Source organism: Bradyrhizobium sp. 41S5, assembly GCF_011516665.3.
Classification (GTDB): Bacteria; Pseudomonadota; Alphaproteobacteria; order Rhizobiales; family Xanthobacteraceae; genus Bradyrhizobium; species Bradyrhizobium quebecense.
On record NZ_CP083721.1, the window covers coordinates 7,645,941 to 7,665,819 of the forward strand.

Annotated in this window: 16 protein-coding genes; 5 read left to right on the forward strand and 11 right to left on the reverse strand. The window is 60.6% G+C overall.

Annotation, left to right across the window (positions count from 1 at the left end):
• Window positions 1-34 precede the first annotated feature (34 nt).
• On the forward strand, window positions 35-1,735 hold the full coding sequence (locus HAP47_RS36655) for a hypothetical protein (protein WP_173643841.1): 1,701 nt from the start codon (window positions 35-37) through the stop codon (window positions 1,733-1,735).
• Window positions 1,732-2,949 carry an OpgC family protein gene (locus HAP47_RS36660; protein WP_173643840.1) on the forward strand — a complete coding sequence of 406 codons (1,218 nt, stop codon included), beginning with the start codon at window positions 1,732-1,734 and terminating at the stop codon, window positions 2,947-2,949. Before HAP47_RS36655 ends, HAP47_RS36660 begins: the two co-directional genes overlap by 4 nt.
• 315 nt (window positions 2,950-3,264) lie before the next feature.
• Here the strand turns inward: HAP47_RS36660 and HAP47_RS36665 are convergent, their stop codons facing one another.
• From HAP47_RS36665 to HAP47_RS36710, 10 genes are all read right to left on the reverse strand, one after another.
• A complete protein-coding gene (locus tag HAP47_RS36665) occupies window positions 3,265-3,429 on the reverse strand; it encodes a hypothetical protein (protein ID WP_173643839.1) in 165 nt (54 codons plus the stop codon).
• Between the two features lie 255 nt (window positions 3,430-3,684).
• The gene (locus HAP47_RS36670) at window positions 3,685-4,236 is read right to left on the reverse strand and encodes a DUF2478 domain-containing protein (protein ID WP_173643838.1); all 552 of its coding nucleotides are present in this window, start codon (window positions 4,234-4,236) and stop codon (window positions 3,685-3,687) included.
• On the reverse strand, window positions 4,205-4,777 hold the full coding sequence (gene mog / locus HAP47_RS36675) for a molybdopterin adenylyltransferase (protein WP_173643837.1): 573 nt from the start codon (window positions 4,775-4,777) through the stop codon (window positions 4,205-4,207). Before mog ends, HAP47_RS36670 begins: the two co-directional genes overlap by 32 nt.
• A complete protein-coding gene (locus HAP47_RS36680) occupies window positions 4,767-5,111 on the reverse strand; it encodes a hypothetical protein (protein WP_173643836.1) in 345 nt (114 codons plus the stop codon). The genes mog and HAP47_RS36680 overlap by 11 nt, the downstream gene beginning before the upstream one ends.
• A 10-nt stretch (window positions 5,112-5,121) precedes the next feature.
• Complete coding sequence (locus HAP47_RS36685; RefSeq protein ID WP_173643835.1) at window positions 5,122-5,946, reverse strand: peptidylprolyl isomerase; 825 nt, start codon at window positions 5,944-5,946, stop codon at window positions 5,122-5,124.
• Between the two features lie 3 nt (window positions 5,947-5,949).
• Window positions 5,950-6,663, reverse strand: coding sequence for a respiratory nitrate reductase subunit gamma (gene narI / locus HAP47_RS36690; RefSeq protein ID WP_173643834.1), 714 nt, complete (start codon window positions 6,661-6,663; stop codon window positions 5,950-5,952).
• A gap of 11 nt (window positions 6,664-6,674) precedes the next feature.
• A complete protein-coding gene (narJ, locus tag HAP47_RS36695; protein ID WP_173643833.1) occupies window positions 6,675-7,385 on the reverse strand; it encodes a nitrate reductase molybdenum cofactor assembly chaperone in 711 nt (236 codons plus the stop codon).
• Window positions 7,385-8,905, reverse strand: coding sequence for a nitrate reductase subunit beta (gene narH / locus HAP47_RS36700; protein ID WP_173643832.1), 1,521 nt, complete (start codon window positions 8,903-8,905; stop codon window positions 7,385-7,387). The genes narJ and narH overlap by 1 nt, the downstream gene beginning before the upstream one ends.
• Window positions 8,902-12,654, reverse strand: coding sequence for a nitrate reductase subunit alpha (locus tag HAP47_RS36705; protein WP_173643831.1), 3,753 nt, complete (start codon window positions 12,652-12,654; stop codon window positions 8,902-8,904). Before HAP47_RS36705 ends, narH begins: the two co-directional genes overlap by 4 nt.
• A gap of 11 nt (window positions 12,655-12,665) precedes the next feature.
• On the reverse strand, window positions 12,666-15,410 hold the full coding sequence (locus HAP47_RS36710) for a nitrate/nitrite transporter (protein ID WP_173643830.1): 2,745 nt from the start codon (window positions 15,408-15,410) through the stop codon (window positions 12,666-12,668).
• A gap of 216 nt (window positions 15,411-15,626) precedes the next feature.
• On the opposite strand from HAP47_RS36710, the gene HAP47_RS36715 reads away from it, so the two are divergent.
• A complete protein-coding gene (locus tag HAP47_RS36715) occupies window positions 15,627-16,325 on the forward strand; it encodes a cyclic nucleotide-binding domain-containing protein (RefSeq protein WP_173643829.1) in 699 nt (232 codons plus the stop codon).
• Window positions 16,326-16,367: 42 nt separating this feature from the next.
• Here the strand turns inward: HAP47_RS36715 and HAP47_RS41900 are convergent, their stop codons facing one another.
• Window positions 16,368-16,493, reverse strand: coding sequence for a hypothetical protein (locus HAP47_RS41900; protein WP_371821718.1), 126 nt, complete (start codon window positions 16,491-16,493; stop codon window positions 16,368-16,370).
• A gap of 369 nt (window positions 16,494-16,862) precedes the next feature.
• Here HAP47_RS41900 and HAP47_RS36720 point away from each other — a divergent pair, with 369 nt between their 5' ends.
• Window positions 16,863-17,699 carry an ABC transporter permease gene (locus HAP47_RS36720; protein WP_231168636.1) on the forward strand — a complete coding sequence of 279 codons (837 nt, stop codon included), beginning with the start codon at window positions 16,863-16,865 and terminating at the stop codon, window positions 17,697-17,699.
• A gap of 69 nt (window positions 17,700-17,768) precedes the next feature.
• Window positions 17,769-19,391 carry a chaperonin GroEL gene (gene groL / locus HAP47_RS36725; protein ID WP_173643828.1) on the forward strand — a complete coding sequence of 541 codons (1,623 nt, stop codon included), beginning with the start codon at window positions 17,769-17,771 and terminating at the stop codon, window positions 19,389-19,391.
• Window positions 19,392-19,879: the final 488 nt, after the last annotated feature.

Sequence of the window (19,879 nt, forward strand, 5' to 3'; positions counted from 1 at the left end):
CGATATCCAGCGGCTATCCCACTGTCACGATATAATGGACAAGGTAATCGAAACGCAACTCACCGCGGCACGTCTTCTCGATCGCGAGGACAAAATATTGTCTTGGAGAACGGCAACGCGGTGGATCAGTCGTTTCGACATCCACGATATCGCGACCGTTGCGCTCATTACCGGACTCGTCATTCTTGCGCTCGGCACCTTCCGGGACTACGCGATCTCCAACGACGAGGGTGTTCAGCACCACTACGGCGAATTGATTGTTGCCTATTACACCAGCGGCTTCAGAAACCAGAGCCTCTTCAACTTCGAAAACCTGTATCTCTATGGCGGCCTCTTCGACGTCGCTTCCATCGCCCTGAGCCATCTGATTCCGATCGATCCCTACGATCTGCGTCACATCCTGTGTGCGCTAATCGGTATCGGCGGGATCGGCGCAGCCGCAGCAACAGCGCGGCTGATCGGCGGCCCTCGGGCGGCGATCATCACCGCAATCACGCTGAGCACCTGCGGCACGTGGTACGGAGCGATGTTCAACCACACCAAGGACATTCCCTTCGCTGCCGCAATGATGGGAGCTTCGTTCTTCCTGATCCGCATCGCGCGGTCCCTGCCCTCGCCGCGCACCCTCGACATAACGGCGTTTGGCCTGCTGACCGGAGCCGCGCTTGGCATACGTGTTCTCGGTTTGCTGCTGATCATCTACGCCGGCATGGCAATTATCCTTTACCTGCCTCGCACGCAGCTCGACCGTAGCCGGCCTCGATGGTGGTTCGTCGCCTGCTCATCGTTTCGATTGCTGCCGGGACTGCTGCTTGCCTATGTCGTGATGGTCCTGGCGTGGCCCTGGGCGGCGCTGGCTCCCCTCAATCCGATACGCGGCCTCGCTGAGTTCTCCGAGTTTCATTACCCCATCCGTACGGTGCTCGCCGGTCAAGTCCACGATATGGCGAATGTGCCGCGACTTTATGTACCGATCTACGTACTCGTCCGCACGCCGCTGCTCACGCTCTTCGGCGCCGCCTTTGCGATCCTGTTCGCCATGCTGCCTGTGACTATTCCCGGCGCGAGGCGACAGCACCGCAGGGATATCGCCTTGATACTCCTGATGGTGACCTTTCCGCTGGTGTGTCAGGCGGCCCTGCACGGGCCGGCGTTTACCGGATTGCGTCATTTCCTGTTCATCATTCCACCACTGGCGATCCTTGCAGGTATCGGCCTCGATTCAGCGCTGATCGCGTTGGCGACATGTCGTCGTCTGGTTGCCAACAGCGGGTTCGCGGTCGTGAGCGCATGTCTCATCTGGAACGCCGTGACACTGGTTCGGCTGCACCCGTATGAATACCTGTTCTACAATTCGATAGTTGGAGGTCTCGAGGGTGCGTCACGGCGCTATGACATGGACTATTGGTTTGGCAGCATGCCCGAGGCGCTTGGCCAGCTCGAAACCTTTCTCCGCGCCGCCCCCGCCGACGCCAGCCAGCCCGGGCAGATCTATTCCGTTGCGGTTTGCGGTGGCCGTCATTCTTTCGAAAAGACGGTGACGCTTCCACAACTCCACTGGGACTTCAGGTCCTCGTGGGAGGAATCGGACTTCTTCCTTGCCCCGACCCACATGAATTGCGACGAGGACCTCGACGGCAAGGTCATCGCCACCGTCGAGCGTCTTGGCGTGATCATCGCCTACGTCAAGGACCGTCGGGCGCTGATCCGTCCGTCGGAAGCGGCTACCCGGTGAGTGCCACCACCTACGAGCCTCACGAGACGGCCGTCCTGAAGCCAGCCGTTTTGTTGCCCTTGAGCGGTGCACGCGAATTGCGCCTCGATCTGTTTCGCGGCTTGGCACTCTGGTTGATCTTCATCGATCATGTATCGCCCGATCTCCTGGCCTGGTTCACGATCCGAAGTTATGGATTTAGCGATGCTGCCGAGATTTTCATTTTCATATCCGGCTATACAGCGGCCTTCGTTTACGGCCGAGCGATGCTGGAATCAGGGTTTGTGATTGCAACCGCGCGCATTCTGCGAAGGGTCTGGCAGATCTACGCCGCGCACGTGCTGCTGTTCGTCTTCATGGTGGCGGAGGTCTCCTACATTGCCGTCAGCCTCAACAAGCCGTTCTATGCCGAGGAAATGGCGATCACGGATTTCCTGAGACAGCCTGGTATTGCCGTGGTCCAGGCACTGCTGCTGAGATACCGGCCGCTGAATATGGACGTATTGCCGCTCTATATCGTGCTCATGGCCGGTCTGCCGTTGGTCCTGCTGATGATCAGGTCGGCGGCCAACATGACGTTAGCGCTGTCGGTCGCTCTTTACGTGGCTACCTTGCGGTACGATCTGCACTTGACGACCTATCCGAACGGCTTCTGGTCCTTCAACCCCTTCGCCTGGCAAATGTTGTTCGTCCTCGGAGCCTGGTGTGCGCTGGGCGGCGCCAGAAGGATATCACGATTTCTGTCCTCGCCAGTCACGTTGTCGGTTTCGTTCCTCTACCTTTTCACGGCGTTTTTCGTCACGCTGACCTGGTACTTCCCCCAACTGAAGCACCTGATGCCGCGAGAGATTGAACTGTGGATGTATCCCATCGACAAGACCGATCTGGATGTGCTCAGATTCGGCCACTTTCTGGCGCTGGCGATCATCGCGATACGCTTTGTCCCCGCAGGATGGCCTGGCCTGCAATCGCGCTGGCTGTGGCCAATGATTCTGTGCGGGCAGAACTCACTGGAGATTTTCTGCCTCGGGGTGGCACTATCGTTCACCGGCTACTTCATTCTGACGGAGATTTCCGCCAGCCTTCTTCTTCACGTCTTGGTCGGCCTGTGCGGAATCTTGATGATGTCCGCCGCAGCTTGGGTGCTGTCGTGGTACAAGGCCTACGTCGACAAGCGAAGTGTGAGGAGCAAAAGCGCTGATGGAAGCGCCGGCGCCGTCCGGAAAGAAACGTAAGGGCACACACCTCCAACGAGATCGCACCGTTGATCCTGATCAACAGCGGCGCGAGTTCCGCGTGTAGTCATGAGGTATGGAGTGGCAAGCTATCAAAGACGCCCCCTTCGACCTCGATCTGGAACTCGCCGTTCTTGAGGGGACAGACGCATATGCGCTTGTGTTCCCCTGTCGCCGCAGTTCCTTCGGCTGGATAAAATCCGGGTTGACTGCCGAAGCGGTCGCCGTGCACCCAACGCATTGGCGCCGGTGGAAGAGCGAAACCCCTCGCTAAGTATGGCTTGCCGTTCGTTCGCACCCGGCCAAGAGGCAGCCTTACTCCGCCGCCCCTGATCTTGGATTTCTCCTGTGCCAGTCGGCCAGCTTGGCTTCTTCCTCGGCTAGCAGCTTGTGGAGCATGGCGACCTTCCTGGAGCCGATCTCGGTCGCCGGTAACGTCTTGTAGTACGCGATGTTCGCCTCGAAAATGAAATCTGGCATGGCTCGGTCCCTCGTGCAAATCGTAAGCCTGTTCACAAACGGCCGCATTGGGGCCAACAACGGTCATTCGTATACTGAAAAATTATGGGATATCGCGAGACAGCCGATAAGCTTTGTATTTTGATCACGTGACGGATAGGAGCGTTGTTCGTATTCGTCCACCTTGGCTACGACACTCATTTGAGGACCACCAAGCAATACGCCAAGCCTTGACAGCTGGTTGGCCGGCTAGATCCTCAAGCAGGCACAATTCTGCTACACTAGGCTTTGTAGCCACCGATCGACCTCGTGGGCGTCATCTTCCAGCTCTACCGCCAATTCACCAGCGAAACTTCGCCAGGCGTCAATATTTCGCTTTGGTACGCCGATTACGACCGGAATTCCGCGGTCGATGGCGCTCGCGATCAGATCGCGCAGTCCGCCGCCTTCGCACTCGACCTTGCCGAACTTGTTGAGGATGAGGAGGTGCGGCGCATGCTCCAGACTTCCCTCGATCCTGGCGCTGGCTTCGGCAAGCACCGCCTCGTCCAGCCGGCATCCGCACGCGCCGGTGCCCCGGTTCTCGAACAAGGCCGTGCGATAGCCCGTAGCCAGATCCTGGAGAACCACGTCGCACCGGCGATCGCCATCCCGTGAGGCACGATGCTGCAACACGCCAGCGAGCATCACCCCGTGAGCGCGACATTGCTGAACGAGGTGATTGAACACAGCGTCGGGATAGACCTCGTCGGCGTAGACGATCGCGGCGACCGGCAGGGCGTGCCCGGGCGAAAGCTCATGCGTCAGGGCGAAAGGCGTGGCAGACATCGGGGTTCACCTCAATTGGACGGGCGCCTATCAGGTCGAGACAATATGGAATCGCCGGGAATACGGCATTCAGACAGACGTCGATCGCCGATGGATGCCCGGGCAGATTGACGATCAGGCAATGCCCACGGGTGCCCGCGGTCTGGCGCGAGAGAATGGCGGTCGGCACCTGCTCCAGGCTAACGCGGCGCATCAACTCGCCAAACCCCTCGAGCTCCCGCGTGATCACCGTCCGCGTTCCCTCCGGCGTCAAATCGCGTGGCGACGGCCCGGTGCCACCGGTAGTCAGGACAAGGTCGCAGTCTTCCTGATCAGACATTTCGACCAATGCCTCTGCGACACTGTCGATACCGTCCGGCACGATCTTCATCACGGCGATCCAGTTGGATTGCACGGCCTTGTTGAGAAAGCTGTTAATCGCCTTGCCGCTCTCGTCGGCATATTCGTCGCAGCTGGCACGGTCAGAGATCACGAGGATGCCGACTCGAGCCAAGCCTCGAGATTCCGCGGCAACGCCCTCCGAGTTGAGGTCATTGCTCATGAGCACCCCCATTTCCACCGCAGGTGCAACCCTGATGCGCTGATGCCGGCGGCGCCTCGTCCTGCTTCAGCGACCATTTTACGATGTATGTCAGGCAGTCGATGCCGGGATCACTCGCGAGCTCGATCACATTCATCAGCCCGAGCCAATCCTCGCTCACCGCTAGATTGGCAAAGCGACGCACCGCGCCCGCCGCATATTCGCCCACAGTCTCTTCGTAACGGTCAGCAGCTTGCCCGACCTGTGCGAACAGCACGATGTCGTTGCAGGCTATCAGGGCCTCGTTGGCCCGCGATTCCTCGCTGAAACCGCGGATGATCTCGCCAAGCTGCATGACGTTTCTCCTATTGCACGAGCGGCGATGCCGACGCCGCGAGCGCAATGCCGGTGATTTCAGCACGGCCGGCCAGGATCGACACATACTGCGCCAGCGCACGATGCTGGACGCTGGTCGCGAGATAATCGGCGATACGGCCGCGCGCGAGTTCGAACGGAAGCATTTGCCCGGGTGCATGCTGGTCGAGCCGGACCACATGAAAGCCATAGCGGGTTTCGGCGATGGCGAACTCTCCGGGCTGCATGCGCTGCAGCGCGGTCTCGAATTCGGCAACTGTTTGGCCCCGCGTCAGCTGACCGAGATGGCCGCTGTTTTCGGCCGAGGTCTTGCAGTCCGAATGGCTCCGCGCAAAATCCGCGAACGAAGCGGGCTTGGCCGTGACCGCAGACAAGATGGTATCGGCGGTGGCGCGCGCGTCGGTTCGCTTGGCTGGATCGCTGCCCGGCGCCGCGATCAGAATGTGCGCAGCCTCGTAGAGATCGCCAGAGCGGAAGCGCTGGCGGTTCTGTTCATAGAACCGCAGACATGCGGCCTCGTCGGGTTCCGGCGTGACGACTTCGCGCTCGATCAAGGCGCGCATTGCGGCCTCTTCCGGGGTCTCGGAGCGTCCTTCCGGATCGCGCAGCGGCTCGGCCTCGATGCCCAGACGCCGTGATTCCTGCAACAGCAATTCGCGTACGACGAGCGCGCGTGCCGCCGCCTGCCACGCCAGGATCGGCTTTTCCGCCGGATGATTCTGCACCTCCCGGGCGATGACCTCGCGCGGGATCACCGTGCCGTTGACGCTGATGGTCTTCGGCTTCGGCAGCGTATTGGTGATCGAACAATCCATGACCTACTCCGCGGGCTGAATCGGACGCGTGGCGCCATCGCGGCTGCGGACGATCTGGTAGCCACGCCGGCCAAGGTACCAGACTGGCGCGCTCCAGACGTGAACCAGCCGGGTGAACGGAAACAACAGGAACAGCGTCATGCCGAGCACGAGATGCGCCTTGAAGATCGGATGAACGTCCAGGATATTGGCGGCAACGCCGGGCTGCAGCGTTACGATACCTTGCGCCCATCCCATGAATTTCACCATTTCATGACCATCAAGGTGACCCAGCGAGACCGGGATCGTCGCAAGGCCCAACAGCAATTGCGCGAACAGCAGCAGCAGAATCGCGGTATCGCCAAACGATGAATTGGAGCGGATGCGCGGATCGAGCAGCCGCCGGTGAGTCAACAGCGAAATCCCGGCCAGGCACATCAGGCCGGCCAGGCCGCCGGCAACGATCGCAAGCATCTGCTTGAAGCCATGCGAGACGCCGAGCATGTCGAACACCCAGATCGGCGTCAGAAGCCCGACGAAATGGCCGACGAAGATCACGAGAATGCCGACATGGAACAGATTGGAGCCCCAGATCAATTGTCGCCGCCGCAGTAATTGGCTCGATCCGGTGCGCCAGGTGTATTGCTCGCGATCGAACCGGAACAGGCTGCCAAACAGGAACACCGTCAGGCAGAGATAGGGATACCAGCCGAACACGATTGAATTGAGCGTTTCCATCGCTTCGCTCCTCACTGCGGGGATGACGGCGCGGGATCGACCGCGCGCCGGGCGTGACGAAGTTTGGCGATCAGTCCTTCGTGGCCGCAGGCGCCCTGCCCTTGGGCGCCGGGTCCGAACCGCACCTCTTCCTCTTCCCAGGCGGCATCCAGCGCCACCAGATCCATCGGGTCGGTATCCGGCGCCTTGAGCAGTTCCTCGACGATTTCACTGCGCGGGGCCTCCGCCGCGATCGCGACCAGGGCATCGAACACGGCCCTGTAACCCGACTCCCGGCGGCCAAGGCGCTCGGCCAGCGCCGCGAGAATATGCGCGGTCTGTCCGAGCAGTTCGTGCGCCTCCGCGAGCGGCCGGGTCGACAGGAATTCGAGCAACAGCGGCACATAGTCCGGCAGTTCGTTTGCGGCGATGATCAGTCCGGCATTTTCATACATGCCTTTCAGATCAACCATGGCCTGGCCGCGGTCGCGGCTTTCGCCATGAACATGCTCGAACAGATGGAGCGCCAGGGTTTTGCTGCGGTCGAACAACAAACCGTAGCGTTCCTGCAGATCGTACACGTCACCGCTTCCGATTTCCTCGATCAGCAGGTCGACCGCTCCACGGCTTGCCGCCGGCACAAGTTTTTCAGCATCGAGCACCGCCACAAGTTCCGGCGCTGCCGCGATCAACACCTCGGTCGGATAGCTCAGGAGTGCGGAAAGGACCTTGAACGTTCGCATCACGCGATCTCCATCGGGTTTCTGGCCTTGCGCGGCGAGCCGAACAGGTTCGTCTCGCTTTCGCCACCGGAGCAGCCGTTACCGAAGGTGAAGCCGCAGGAGCCGCGCATGTCGTAGGCATCGGCGCCGAGTTCTCGGTGCGCGGTCGGAATCACAAACCGGTCTTCGTAATTGGCAATCGCCATGATCTGGTACATTTCGTCGATCTGAGCCGGTTCAAGGCCGACGCGCTTGGCGATTGCCGCATCGACGACGCCGTCAATGGTCTTGGCCCGCATGTAGGCGCGCATCGCCAGCATGCGCTCCAGCGCCAGCGTGACCGGCTTCTCGTCGCCCGCCGTCAACAGGTTGGCGAGATACTTCATCGGAATGCGCAACGACTTGACGTCTGGCATTTCGCGGTCGAGCCCGATCTTGCCGGCGGACGCCGCCGATGTGATCGGCGACAGCGGCGGCACGTACCAGACCATCGGCAGAGTGCGGTATTCCGGATGCAGCGGGAAAGCGACCTTCCATTCCATCGCCATTTTCCAGATCGGCGAAGTCTTAGCTGCCTCTAGCCACGCATGCGGGATACCCTGCCGCTCGGCTTCAGCGATCACAGCGGGATCGTTCGGATTGAGGAAAATGTCGAGCTGCGCCTGATACAGATCACGCTCGTCCGGCTTGCTCGCGGCTTCCGCGATTCGATCGGCATCATAGAGCACGACACCGAGATAGCGGATACGGCCGACGCAGGTCTCCGAGCACACCGTCGGCTGGCCGGCCTCGATGCGAGGATAGCAGAAGATGCACTTTTCGGATTTGCCGGACGACCAGTTGTAATAGATCTTCTTGTAGGGGCAGCCGGACACGCACATCCGCCAGCCGCGGCACTTGTCCTGGTCAATCAGCACGATGCCGTCTTCCTCGCGCTTGTAGATGGCGCCCGATGGACACGCCGCGACGCAAGCCGGATTGAGGCAATGCTCGCACAGCCGCGGCAGGTACATCATGAAGGTGTTTTCGAACTGGCCGTAGATATCCTTCTGCACGCCCTCGAAATTGACATCCATCGAGCGTTTGGCGAACTCGCCGCCGAGAATTTCCTCCCAGTTCGGGCCCCATTCGATCTTCTCGATCCGCTCGCCTGAGATCAGCGAACGCGGACGGGCCGTCGGCATCGCCGTCATTTCCGGCGCCTGCTGCAGGTGCCCATAATCGAACGTGAAGGGCTCGTAGTAGTCGTCGATCTCGGGCAAATCCGGATTGGCAAAGATATTCGCCAGCACCCTCCATTTGCCGCCGATGCGCGGCTGGATCGAGCCGCTGCGGTTGCGCTTCCAGCCGCCCTTCCAGCGCGCCTGGTTTTCCCAATCCTTCGGATAGCCGATGCCGGGCTTGGTCTCGACATTGTTGAACCACGCGTATTCCATGCCTTCGCGGCTGGTCCAGACGTTCTTGCAGGTGACGCTGCAGGTGTGACACCCGATACACTTGTCGAGGTTCAGCACCATGGCGATTTGAGCGCGGATTTTCATTCTGCGGCCTCCAAACGGGACGTGCCAGGTTGATCTGCGGAGAGGGTATCGAGCCAATCGATCTTTGACATCTTGCGAATGATGACGAATTCGTCGCGGTTGGAACCAACCGTGCCGTAATAGTTGAAGCCGTAGGATTGCTGGGCGTAGCCGCCGATCATGTGCGTCGGCTTGAGAACGACGCGGGTGACCGAATTGTGGATGCCACCACGCTGGCCGGTCTGTTCGGAGCCCGGCACGTTCACGATCTTCTCCTGCGCATGATACATCATGCACATGCCCTGCTTGACGCGCTGCGAGACCACCGCCCGCGCCACCAGCGCGCCGTTGGTGTTGAAAGCTTCGATCCAATCGTTGTCGACGATGCCGGCACCCTTGGCATCGACCTCGCTGATCCAGACGATCGGGCCGCCGCGCGACAGCGTCAGCATCAGCAGATTGTCGGTGTAGGTGGAGTGGATGCCCCACTTCTGATGCGGCGTTATGAAGTTCAACACCACCGAGGCGTTACCGTTCGGCTTGCGATCAATCACGGGCTTGATCGTCTTGGTGTCGATCGGCGGCCGATAGACGCAAAAGCCCTCGCCGAAGGCGCGCATCCACAGATGATCCTGATAGAGCTGCTGACGGCCGGTCAGTGTTCGCCAGGGGATCAGTTCATGGACGTTGGTATAGCAGGCATTGTAGCAGACCTTTTCCGATTCCAGGCCCGACCAGATCGGCGAGGAGATGATCTTGCGCGGCTGCGCGACGATGTCGCGGAAGCGGATCTTCTCGTCTTCTTTGGGGATGGCCAGATGGGTGTGGTCCCTTCCGGTGAAACTTTCCAGGGATGCCCACGCCTTGACCGCAACCTCTCCATTGGTTTCCGGCGCGAGGCTTAGGATGACTTCGCAGGCGTCGATCGCGCTGTCGATACGTGCGAGGCCCATGGAAGCGCCCTCCTCGGTGACGACACCGTTCAGCTTCTTGAGCAGCTCGACCTCGTGGTCGGTGTTCCAGCTCATGCCCTTGCCGCCATTGCCGAGCTTGTTCATCAGCGACCCAAGCGAGGTGAAGCGCTTGTAGAGGTTCGGATAGTCGCGCTCGACCACGGTGACTGCCGGCATGGTCTTGCCGGGGATCGGATCAATCTCACCCTTCTTCCAGTCCTTGACGTCGAACGGCTGGGCGATCTCGCCGGGGCTGTCATGCATGATTGGGGTGAGGACGACGTCCTTCTCCACGCCGAGCACCTCCGGGGCGACCTTGGAGAAGGCTTCGGCGATGCCCTTGTAGATGTCCCAGTCGCTCCGCGATTCCCAGACCGGATCGATCGCCGCCGACAGCGGGTGGATGAACGGATGCATGTCGGACGTGTTGAGGTCGTTCTTCTCGTACCAAGTCGCAGTCGGCAGCACGATGTCGGAATACATGCAGGTCGTCGACATCCGGAAATCGAGCGTGACCAGGAGGTCGAGCTTTCCTTCCGGCGCGTGGTCGTGCCACGTGACCTCGACCGGCTTCTTCCTGCCGTCCTCGCCGAGATCCTTGCCCATCACGCCGTGCTTTGTACCGAGCAGATGTTTCAGGAAATATTCGTGACCTTTGCCGGAGGCGCCCAGAAGATTCGAGCGCCAGACAAAGAGGTTGCGCGGCCAGTTCTTGGGATCATCGGGATCGTCGCATGACAGCTTCAAATCGCCTGACTTCAGCGATTTGGCGACATAGTCCTTCGGTTCCAGCCCGGCCGCCGCCGCAAGCTTCGAAACTTCGAGCGGATTGGTCTCAAGCTGAGGTGCGGAAGGCAACCAGCCCATGCGCTCGGCACGTGCATTGTAGTCGATCAGCGCGCCGTCCCACGGGCCAGCGGGCGCCGTCGGTGACAGGATTTCCTTGATGTCGAGTGTCTCGTAGCGCCATTGATCGGTGTGCGCATAGAACGCCGAGGTCGAGTTCATCTGCCGGGGCGGACGACCCCAATCGAGACCGAAGGCGAGCGGGGTCCAACCGGACTGCGGCCGCAGCTTTTCCTGGCCCACGTAATGCGACCAGCCGCCGCCGGATTGTCCGATACAGCCGCACATCACCAGCATGTTGATGATGCCGCGGTAGTTCATGTCCATGTGATACCAGTGGTTCAGCCCGGCGCCGACGATGACCATGGAGCGGCCGCCGGTCTTCTCGGCATTGAGCGCGAATTCACGCGCCACCGTGATGATCTGATCTTGCGGCACGCCACTGATCTTCTCGGCCCAGGCCGGCGTATAAGGCTCGACGTCGTCGTAGCTCTTGCCGAGATGTTCGTCGCCGAAGCCGCGGTCGACGCCGTAATTGGCGACGAAGAGATCATAGACGGACGCCACCAGCGCCTCGCCATCCCTGAGCGCGATGCGCTTGGCGGGCACCTTGCGCATGAGGACGTCCGGATGGTCGGTTCCCTTGAAGTGATCGTGCTCGCGATTGCCGAAATACGGGAACCCGACGTCGGCCAGTTCATCGCTGACATCGGCGAGCGAAAGCCGAAGCTTCGTGTCCCGGTCTTTGGAATCTTGCTCCTCGAGATTCCATTTGCCCTTCTCGCCCCAGCGGAAACCGACGGAGCCGTTCGGCACCACGATCTCGCCGGTCGCCTCGTCATAGGCTACCGTCTTCCACTCGGGATTGTTGACCTCATCGAGCGAAGTGGCGAAATCCGAGGCGCGCACGAACCGCTCAGGCACGAGCCGTCCCTCGGATTTCACCAAACGCACCAGAAATGGCATATCCGTATACTGGCGCGCATAGTCGTTGAAATATTTGGTCTGACGATCGACGTGAAATTCCTTGAGGATCACGTGCCCCATCGCCATCGCCAAAGCGGCGTCGGTGCCCTGCTTCGGTGATACCCAAAGGTCGGCAAATTTCGAGGCTTCCGAATAGTCCGGGCAGATCACGACACTCTTGGCGCCCTTGTAGCGAACCTCGGTGTAGAAATGCGCGTCGGGCGTTCGGGTCTGCGGGACGTTCGATCCCCACAAGATGAGAAAACCAGAATTGTACCAGTCGGCGCTTTCCGGAACGTCGGTCTGCTCGCCCCAGGTTTGCGGCGAGGCCGGCGGCAGGTCGCAATACCAGTCGTAGAACGACATGCAGACGCCGCCGAGCAACGACAGATAGCGTGCGCCGGCCGCGTAGCTCACCATCGACATCGCCGGAATCGGCGAGAAGCCGAACACGCGATCGGGGCCGTAGGTCTTGGCGGTGTAGGCGTTTGCCGAGGCGACGATCTCGTTGACCTCTGCCCAATCGGCGCGAACGAAACCGCCGAGGCCTCGTTTCTGCACGTAAGCCGCCCGCTTCTTCGGATCCTCGACGATCGACTTCCACGCCGCTACCGGCGTCATCAGCAACCTTGCCTCGCGCCACAGTTTTAGCAATCGCGAACGCACCAGCGGGTATTTCACGCGGTTGCCAGAATAGAGGTACCAGCTATAGCTGGCGCCCCGCGCGCAGCCGCGCGGTTCGTGATTGGGCAGGTCTGGCCGGGTGCGCGGATAGTCGGTCTGCTGGGTTTCCCAGGTGACGATGCCGCCCTTGACATAGACCTTCCATGAACAGGAGCCCGTGCAGTTCACGCCATGCGTCGACCGCACGATCTTGTCGTGCTGCCAGCGCTTGCGGTAACCGTCCTCCCAGGAACGGTCCTCGGTCGTCATCACGCCGAGGCCGTCGGCAAACTCCGCCTTGGCGCGGGTGAAGAACGACAGCCTATCCAGGAAATGGCTCATCATTGGTCTCCTTATTCAGCGGGCTGCACAGCGGGCGAACTCCGGCCGCCGCGTTCGATGTCATGAAGCAGGCCACCCTTGCGGGTATAGACGGCCCAGGTGATCACGATGCAGATCACGTAGAAGGTGAAGAATCCCCACAGCGCCGCCTGAACCCCGCCGGTCAGATCGATCGACGTTCCATAGGATTTCGGAATGAAGAACGCGCCGAACGCGGCGATCGCAGAGGTGAAACCGGTGATCGCGGCCGATTCCTTTTCAGCCTGGCGCTGCCGGGTGATGGCATCGGCCGACGGCATCAGCCGGTCCATTTCCTTGCGCATGATGTTGGGGATCATCTGGAAGGTGGAGGCGTTACCGACGCCGGTCGCGAAGAACAGCACCAGGAACATTGCGAAGAAGCCCCAGAACGCGCCGGGCTGGTCCTTGATGCCGAGGAAGTAGAGAATCCCGAGCACGCCGACCATCATCAGGCCGAACACCCACAAGGTGACGCGCCCGCCGCCCCATCGGTCAGCAATCCAGCCGGTGGCCGAACGCGACAGCGCGCCGACCAACGGTCCGATGAAGACGAATTGCAGCGCGTCCACGGTCGGAAACTGGGTCTTGGCGAGCAACGGGAAGCCCGCGGAATAGCCGATGAACGAGCCGAAGGTGCCCGTGTAGAGCCAGCACATGATCCAGTTGTGCTTGCGCTGGAAGATCACGGCCTGATCCACGAACGACGCCTTTGCGCAGGCGATATCGTTCATGCCGAACCATGCGGCAAATGCGCTGGCCGCGATGAACGGCACCCAGATAAAGCCGGCGTTCTGCAGCCAGAGCGGCGCCTGCTGCGTTGCGCTCGTCACAGTCGCCGGATCGCCGCCGAACCAGCCGAACACGCCGGCCGTGATCACGATCGGGACCACGAACTGCACCACACTGACCCCGAGATTGCCGAGGCCGGCGTTTAGCGCGAGCGCGTTGCCCTTTTCCGCGCGCGGAAAGAAGAAGGAGATGTTGGCCATCGAGGAGGCGAAGTTGCCGCCGCCGAAACCGCACAGCAGCGCAAGTGCCAAAAACACCGGATACGGCGTCGACGGCGTCTGCACGGCATAACCGATGCCGATGGCGGGGATCATCAGCGACCAGGTCGCCAGTGTCGTCCACAGCCGTCCGCCGAAAATCGGGACCATGAAGGAGTAGAAAATGCGCAGAACCGCCCCAGAGATTCCGGGCAGCGCCGCCAGCCAGAACAGTTCGGCTGTGGTGAACTTGAAACCGACCGAGGGAAGCTTTGCCACCACCACCGACCAGACCTGCCAGATTGCGAACGACAGCAGCAGCGCCGGGATCGAGATCAAGAGATTGCGCCGCGCGATGGCGCGGCCCGAGGTTTCCCAGAAAGTCTTGTCCTCCGGACGCCAGTCGGTCAGGACGGAGCCGGACAAAGCGCCGATATGCTCTGGCTTGTGAATCTCCTCCATTTCCGGGAGTTCCGGCAACTTCTTGAGCGCTTCGCCGACGACTCCGCGTTCCATCTGCCGGATCGCGACGTGCATCCAAACGAGCGCGCCGGTGACCAGGAGGAACAGCAGCATGAAGCAACTGGTCCAAAGTCCCGTCAGGTCGACAAGCGCACCGAAGGCAATCGGGAGCACGAAGCCCCCGAGACCGCCGATCATGCCGACCATGCCACCGACAGCACCGACATTGTTCGGATAGTACACCGGGATGTGCTTGAAGACGGCGGCCTTGCCGAGCGCCATGAAGAAGCCCAGCACGAAGATCGTGACGATAAACGGCACCAGCCCCGTTTCCATGTGGAAGCTGACCGTGCCCGTGACTGTCCGCACGATATAGTCGGTCGGTGGATAGGACAGCACGAAGGTGCAGGCGACCGCGACAAAGAAAGTCCAGTACAGCACGCGGCGTGCGCCGTAGCGGTCCGAAAGGTGGCCGCCATAGGCGCGGAACACGCTGGCAGGAAACGAGAACATCGCCGCCGTCATGCCGGCGGTCTCGATGTCGACGTGATAGACTTTAATGAGATACTGCGGCAGCCAAAGCGACAGCGCGACGAAAGCGCCGAACACGAAGAAATAGTACAGCGCAAAACGCCACACTTGGATATTCTTCAGCGGTTCGAGTTCAAGCCACGCACTATTCGGCTTTTGGTTCTGCTCGCGCCGGGCTCGCACGACGGGATCTTCTTCAGAGAAGATCCAGAAGATGATCCCCATCAGGCCAATGACAAGTGCCCAAACCTGGGCAACTGTCTGCCAGCCATAGGCGACCAGAACGAACGGCGCGACGAATTTGGTGACGGCTGCGCCGACATTGCCGGCGCCGAAGATGCCGAGCGCGGTGCCTTGCTTGCCGGCCTGATAGAAACGCGAGACGTAGGCAATGCCTACGGCGAACGAACCGCCGGCGATGCCGACAAAGAGCGCCGCGACCAAAAATTCGGGGTAGGTGTGCGCCCAGGTCAGCAAGTACGTGGCGGCCGCCGCAGCGAGCATGACGACGGTATAGACACGCCGGCCACCATATTGGTCGGTCCAGATGCCGAGCACGAGACGGATCAGCGAGCCGCTTAGGATCGGGGTGCCGATCAGGAGACCGAACTGGGTGTCATTTAACCCGAGCTCCTGCTTGATCCGGATACCGATGATCGAAAAGATCGTCCAGACCGCGAAGCAAACTGTGAAGGAAATGGTCGAGAGCCAGAGTGCTCGAGCGTGATGTACGGTGTTTGTGCCTGCGGCGTCCATATCGATTCCCCGAGAAACTGCTTCGACGGGGCAGAGATCGCCAACAAGGATCAGTTTGATTTGCGCTGGATCAAACGCTACGGCTACGAGCCTGTAATGTATGAAATACTGCAGTATGGTTTGATGATTGCAACAGTTTCAATTGCTTCTTTTCATACCTTGATTTGATAAATATCACACCCCAACATAGCATTGGAAAATGGAGGACGAGGTCCGTTGCGTACTAGCGAGCTTGAGCAGCTGAAGATTTTGCCGCTATTTTCCGAAGTGACGGAGGAAAGTCTCGCGAGCCTGCTCGACTCAGCGCTGCTGCAGCATTTTCCGACCGGCGTCGTTCTCATCCATGAGGGCCATCACGCCGACTTCCTGCATGTCCTCGTAGAGGGCCTGGTCGAGATCTTTACCGAACAGAGCGGGGGAGAATGGGGTATCTCCCTGATTAATCCCATCTCGACCTTCATTCTCGCCGCCGTGGTAGGCGACCAGCCCTATCTCAACTCCGCCAGAACATTGACCGATTCCCGGGTGCTGCTGATTCCAGCGCAACGCGTGCGCGACGTTTTCGACCGGGACGTCGCGTTTGCGCGCATCGTAGCGCGAGAACTGGCGCTCGCCTATCGCTCGTCTGTGAAGAAGTTAAAGGGCTACATGGCCAGATCGAGCGTCGAGCGCCTGGCCAACTGGATCCTGGCTGAAGCGCAAAAGGACGGCGCCCAGGGAAATATCGTAGTCCCCTTCGACCGGGGCACGCTGGCCTCACATATCGGCACCACACGGGAGAATCTGTCCCGCAGCTTGGCACTATTGACCGATCATGGAGTACGCATCCGAGGCCGGGAAATTGTCATCGACCGAAAGGAACAGCTCGAAGCCTTCGCGCAACCGCAACGATTTATCGACGACCCGACGTCGTAAGTTTCAGCAAGCCAGTCTTCTCGTCAACAGGATCTCCCACCGTCAGGCGACCTTGCGCCAGGTCCGTTCGCCCACCCATCGTGCCAGTCTGGCCAATTGAATGAATCCGGCGGCGGCAAGCAGAATGCTTGTGGTCCGGGCATCGGGCCATGTGATCCACCTCAGCAATGCAAGCGCTGAGATACCAATCGCGACGACATCGAAGCGATTGAACCCGACAGGGATTCTGCCCTGCGGCCGTCAGACCCTGCTTTAACGCCGCAGACCATCAAGCTCACGAGAGAAGGAGCGCGGCGGCATTGGAGCCGATCAAGAGAACGATGCTTGCGATCGTGAGCCCGAGAAACGCGTTGTTCGCTGAGAGAACTCTCATAGCCCGTCTCCTCTCTCTTGAGCTCTTGAGGAAAAGGAAAAGCCAGCAGTTCGTATACTTGAAAGCGCGCGCGTTCAAAATTCGGGACGACCACTTAAGTGCTTCTACGGAATCACAGCGGACTAAAAGGAAGTGGAAGGACATAGGGCCCGCGCAACGCCCTTTTGCCGGGAAATGTTTATGAGCCGCTCGGGCTCGAGGACATTGCCGGTTTCGGCAGCGCCTCGACGCTGACCACGGCGGATGTTCAGGCGATCCGTCGCGAGGCTCCTGCCGTCGGCAGCGTCAGCTACTTGATCCGGCAGAGCGGGCAAATCCAGTATTTGAACCGCAACTGGACGACGACTATCCAGGGCGTCAGCGCCAACTATCCGCCAGTTACCAACTGGCGGATTGCCGAGGGTCGCGGCATAGCCGGCGAAGACGTCCGCTCTTCCGACGCGGTGGCCGAGGTCAATCGCGTGCTGATCCGACGCCACGACATCCGGCCCGGCCAGTCCAGCGATTTTTCCATCCGCAATTTGAGCCAGATCGCGGAGACGGCCGAGGGCTCCAGCCAGACTATGTCGATGCTACTCGCGGCGGTGGCCTCGATTTCTCTCCTCGTCGGCGGCATTGGCATCATGAACATTCTACTCGTGTCCGTCACCAAGCGAACCCGCGAGATCGGGCTACGCATGGCGATCGGCGCTCGAAGGATTCACGTGCTGCTACAGTTCCTTGCCGAAGCGGTGTTTCTCAGCGTCAGCGGCGGGATTGCGGGGATTCTAACAGGAGTCGTATTTTCGCTGAGCCTGCCGGCGCTGACCGGTTGGCCGGCGCCGCTCTCGATCTCGGCCGCCGTAGGCGGTTTCGCGTTCTCCGCGGCAGTCGGCATCTTCTTTGGCTATTACCCGGCGCGCAAGGCCGCACGTCTCTCAAGAGCGCTCCCTCTTCCTTTCCGCCCAACCAAGCTGCCAGCTGGGGAAGCTGGTAGCCTTTGGGGGGGCCGTCTTGCTTGACAAGGGTCAAACACGATCGCCGTGCGGCCGCTAAACTTGTCAAAATTGACTTTATGAGGATATCCACAAATGCCCCACAAGCAGGTTCTTTTTCACGCGGCTGCCCGCGAGAAGGTGTTGCGCGGTGCCGCGCTTCTCGCAGATGCTGTAAGGGTGACTCTGGGTCCGAAATCCAAATCGGTCCTGATCCAGAAGGGCTGGGGCACGCCGATCGTCTGCAATGACGGTGTGACGATTGCTAAGGAATTTGACCTCAAGGATCCCGAAGAAAACCTCGGCGCCCAGGTGCTCAGGCAAGCAGCCGAGAAGACCGGAGACGTCGTTGGTGATGGAACGAGCACTGCGACAATTCTGGCGCACGCGATCCTCGCTGACGGGGTCAGGAACGTCGTTGCGGGCGCCAGCGCCATCGACTTGAAGCGTGGACTCGACCGCGCGGCTCGTGCTGCGACTGCAGCGCTCCGTGGGATGGCACGTCCAGTCAAGACGAAGGAGGAAAGGACACAAGTCGCCACGATCTCGGCGCACAACGATCCATCGATCGGCAGCCTGGTCGCCGACGCACTCGAACGGGTCGGCGGCGACGGCGTGATCTCAGTCGAGGAGTCCAAGACGACCGAGACATCGCTCGACGTCGTCGAAGGAATGAAATTCGATCGCGGCTTCCTCTCGCCCTATTTCGTCAGCGACGCAGAGCGGATGGAAGCGGTCCTCGACGACCCCTTCATTCTGCTGTGTGACCACAAGATCAGCGCATTGAACGACCTCGTGCCCTTGCTCGAGCAGATTGCCAAATTAGGGCGGCCGCTGCTGATCATCGCCGAGGATATCGAGGGTGACGCGCTTGCAACCTTGATCGTCAACCGGCTGCGCGGCGTCCTGAAGATTTGTGCCGCGAAGGCCCCGGGATTTGGCGATCGGCGCAAGGCGATGCTGGAAGACATCGCGATCCTGACCGGCGCACAGGTCATATCCGGCGAGGTCGGACTGAAGCTCGAGAATGTCGCTGTGGCACAGCTCGGCCACGCTTCGCGCGTCGTCTGCGACAAGGAAAATACCACCCTGATCGGCAGCAAAGGCGACCGTGCCCTGATCGAGGCGCGCTTGCAGCAGATCCGGCGCGAGATCGAGAAAACGACCAGCCAGTACGACAAGGAAAAGCTCGAGGAACGGCTCGCAAAGCTGTCCGGCGGGGTCGCCGTGATCAGGGTCGGGGCGCCCACCGAGGCGGAGATGAAGTCCAAGAAGGAAGCACTCGACGACGCCATCAGCTCGACCAAGGCGGCTGTGGCCGAAGGTATTGTCCCGGGTGGCGGACTTGCCCTCCTCAGGTGCACAGATGCCGTCAGCAAGGAGGAAGCGGCCTGCGAAGGTGACGAGAAGACCGGGGTTCTGATCCTGAAGCGCGCGCTCGAAGCTCCGGTCCGCCAGATCGCCGAGAACTCCGCGGTCGATGGCGGCGTGGTGGTGGCGCGCATGTTGGGCGGCCAAGGCAATTTCGGCTTCGATGCTGCGCGTAAGGAATATGTCGACCTCGTCGAGGCCGGTATTGTCGATCCGGTCAAGGTGGTGAGGATCGCGCTGGAAAACGCCGTGTCGGTCGCAAGCATCCTGCTGCTGACCGAAGCGACAATGACGGAGATCCCAGAGCCGAAGCGCGACCGTATGACTGAGCCCGATATGGCCTTGTGAAGAAGACCGGCTTACGGGAGTTGCTCCGCGCCGATTGCATCAGGCGCGTATCCTGGGCGGCCGCCGCTGAGTCGCCCCAAGCGACGAATTCGGGGATGCGGCTCGTTCCTCGACATCGTGCCGTTCGCCCAGCGCCAGGCTGCTTGGCCGTCTGCACCAGCTGTCAACGTGGTCCGGAAGGACATGAGAACACGGCGGAACTCCCCGGCATGGACGAGAAGAGCATCGAGGTCAAAGTCGCCAACGACATCCTGACGATCAAGGGCAGAAGCGCGAGGAACAGGAGGAGAAGAAAACAGACTACTATCTCCAGGAGCGCAGCTTCGGTTCGTTCGAGCGATCCTTCGCCGTGCCGCAGGGCGTCGATGCCGACAAGATCGGGGCATCATTCGCCAAAGACGTGCTCTCGGTGAAGCTTCCGAAGAGCGTCCGGGGCATTTTTATGCGCCTAGGCCGACAGGCCCTGTCCACTCGGCGGCGAAAGATAA

Bases quoted from the DNA above. Each gene is read 5' to 3' on its own strand.
- HAP47_RS36655 (WP_173643841.1), top strand. From the start codon at position 35: ATGGACAAGGTAATCGAAACGCAACTCACCGCGGCACGTCTTCTCGAT.
- HAP47_RS36665 (WP_173643839.1), bottom strand. From the start codon at position 3,429: ATGCCAGATTTCATTTTCGAGGCGAACATCGCGTACTACAAGACGTTA.
- HAP47_RS36670 (WP_173643838.1), bottom strand. From the start codon at position 4,236: ATGTCTGCCACGCCTTTCGCCCTGACGCATGAGCTTTCGCCCGGGCAC.
- mog (WP_173643837.1), bottom strand. From the start codon at position 4,777: ATGAGCAATGACCTCAACTCGGAGGGCGTTGCCGCGGAATCTCGAGGC.
- HAP47_RS36680 (WP_173643836.1), bottom strand. From the start codon at position 5,111: ATGCAGCTTGGCGAGATCATCCGCGGTTTCAGCGAGGAATCGCGGGCC.
- HAP47_RS36685 (WP_173643835.1), bottom strand. From the start codon at position 5,946: ATGGATTGTTCGATCACCAATACGCTGCCGAAGCCGAAGACCATCAGC.
- narI (WP_173643834.1), bottom strand. From the start codon at position 6,663: ATGGAAACGCTCAATTCAATCGTGTTCGGCTGGTATCCCTATCTCTGC.
- narJ (WP_173643833.1), bottom strand. From the start codon at position 7,385: ATGCGAACGTTCAAGGTCCTTTCCGCACTCCTGAGCTATCCGACCGAG.
- narH (WP_173643832.1), bottom strand. From the start codon at position 8,905: ATGAAAATCCGCGCTCAAATCGCCATGGTGCTGAACCTCGACAAGTGT.
- HAP47_RS36705 (WP_173643831.1), bottom strand. From the start codon at position 12,654: ATGAGCCATTTCCTGGATAGGCTGTCGTTCTTCACCCGCGCCAAGGCG.
- HAP47_RS36710 (WP_173643830.1), bottom strand. From the start codon at position 15,410: ATGGACGCCGCAGGCACAAACACCGTACATCACGCTCGAGCACTCTGG.
- groL (WP_173643828.1), top strand. From the start codon at position 17,769: ATGCCCCACAAGCAGGTTCTTTTTCACGCGGCTGCCCGCGAGAAGGTG.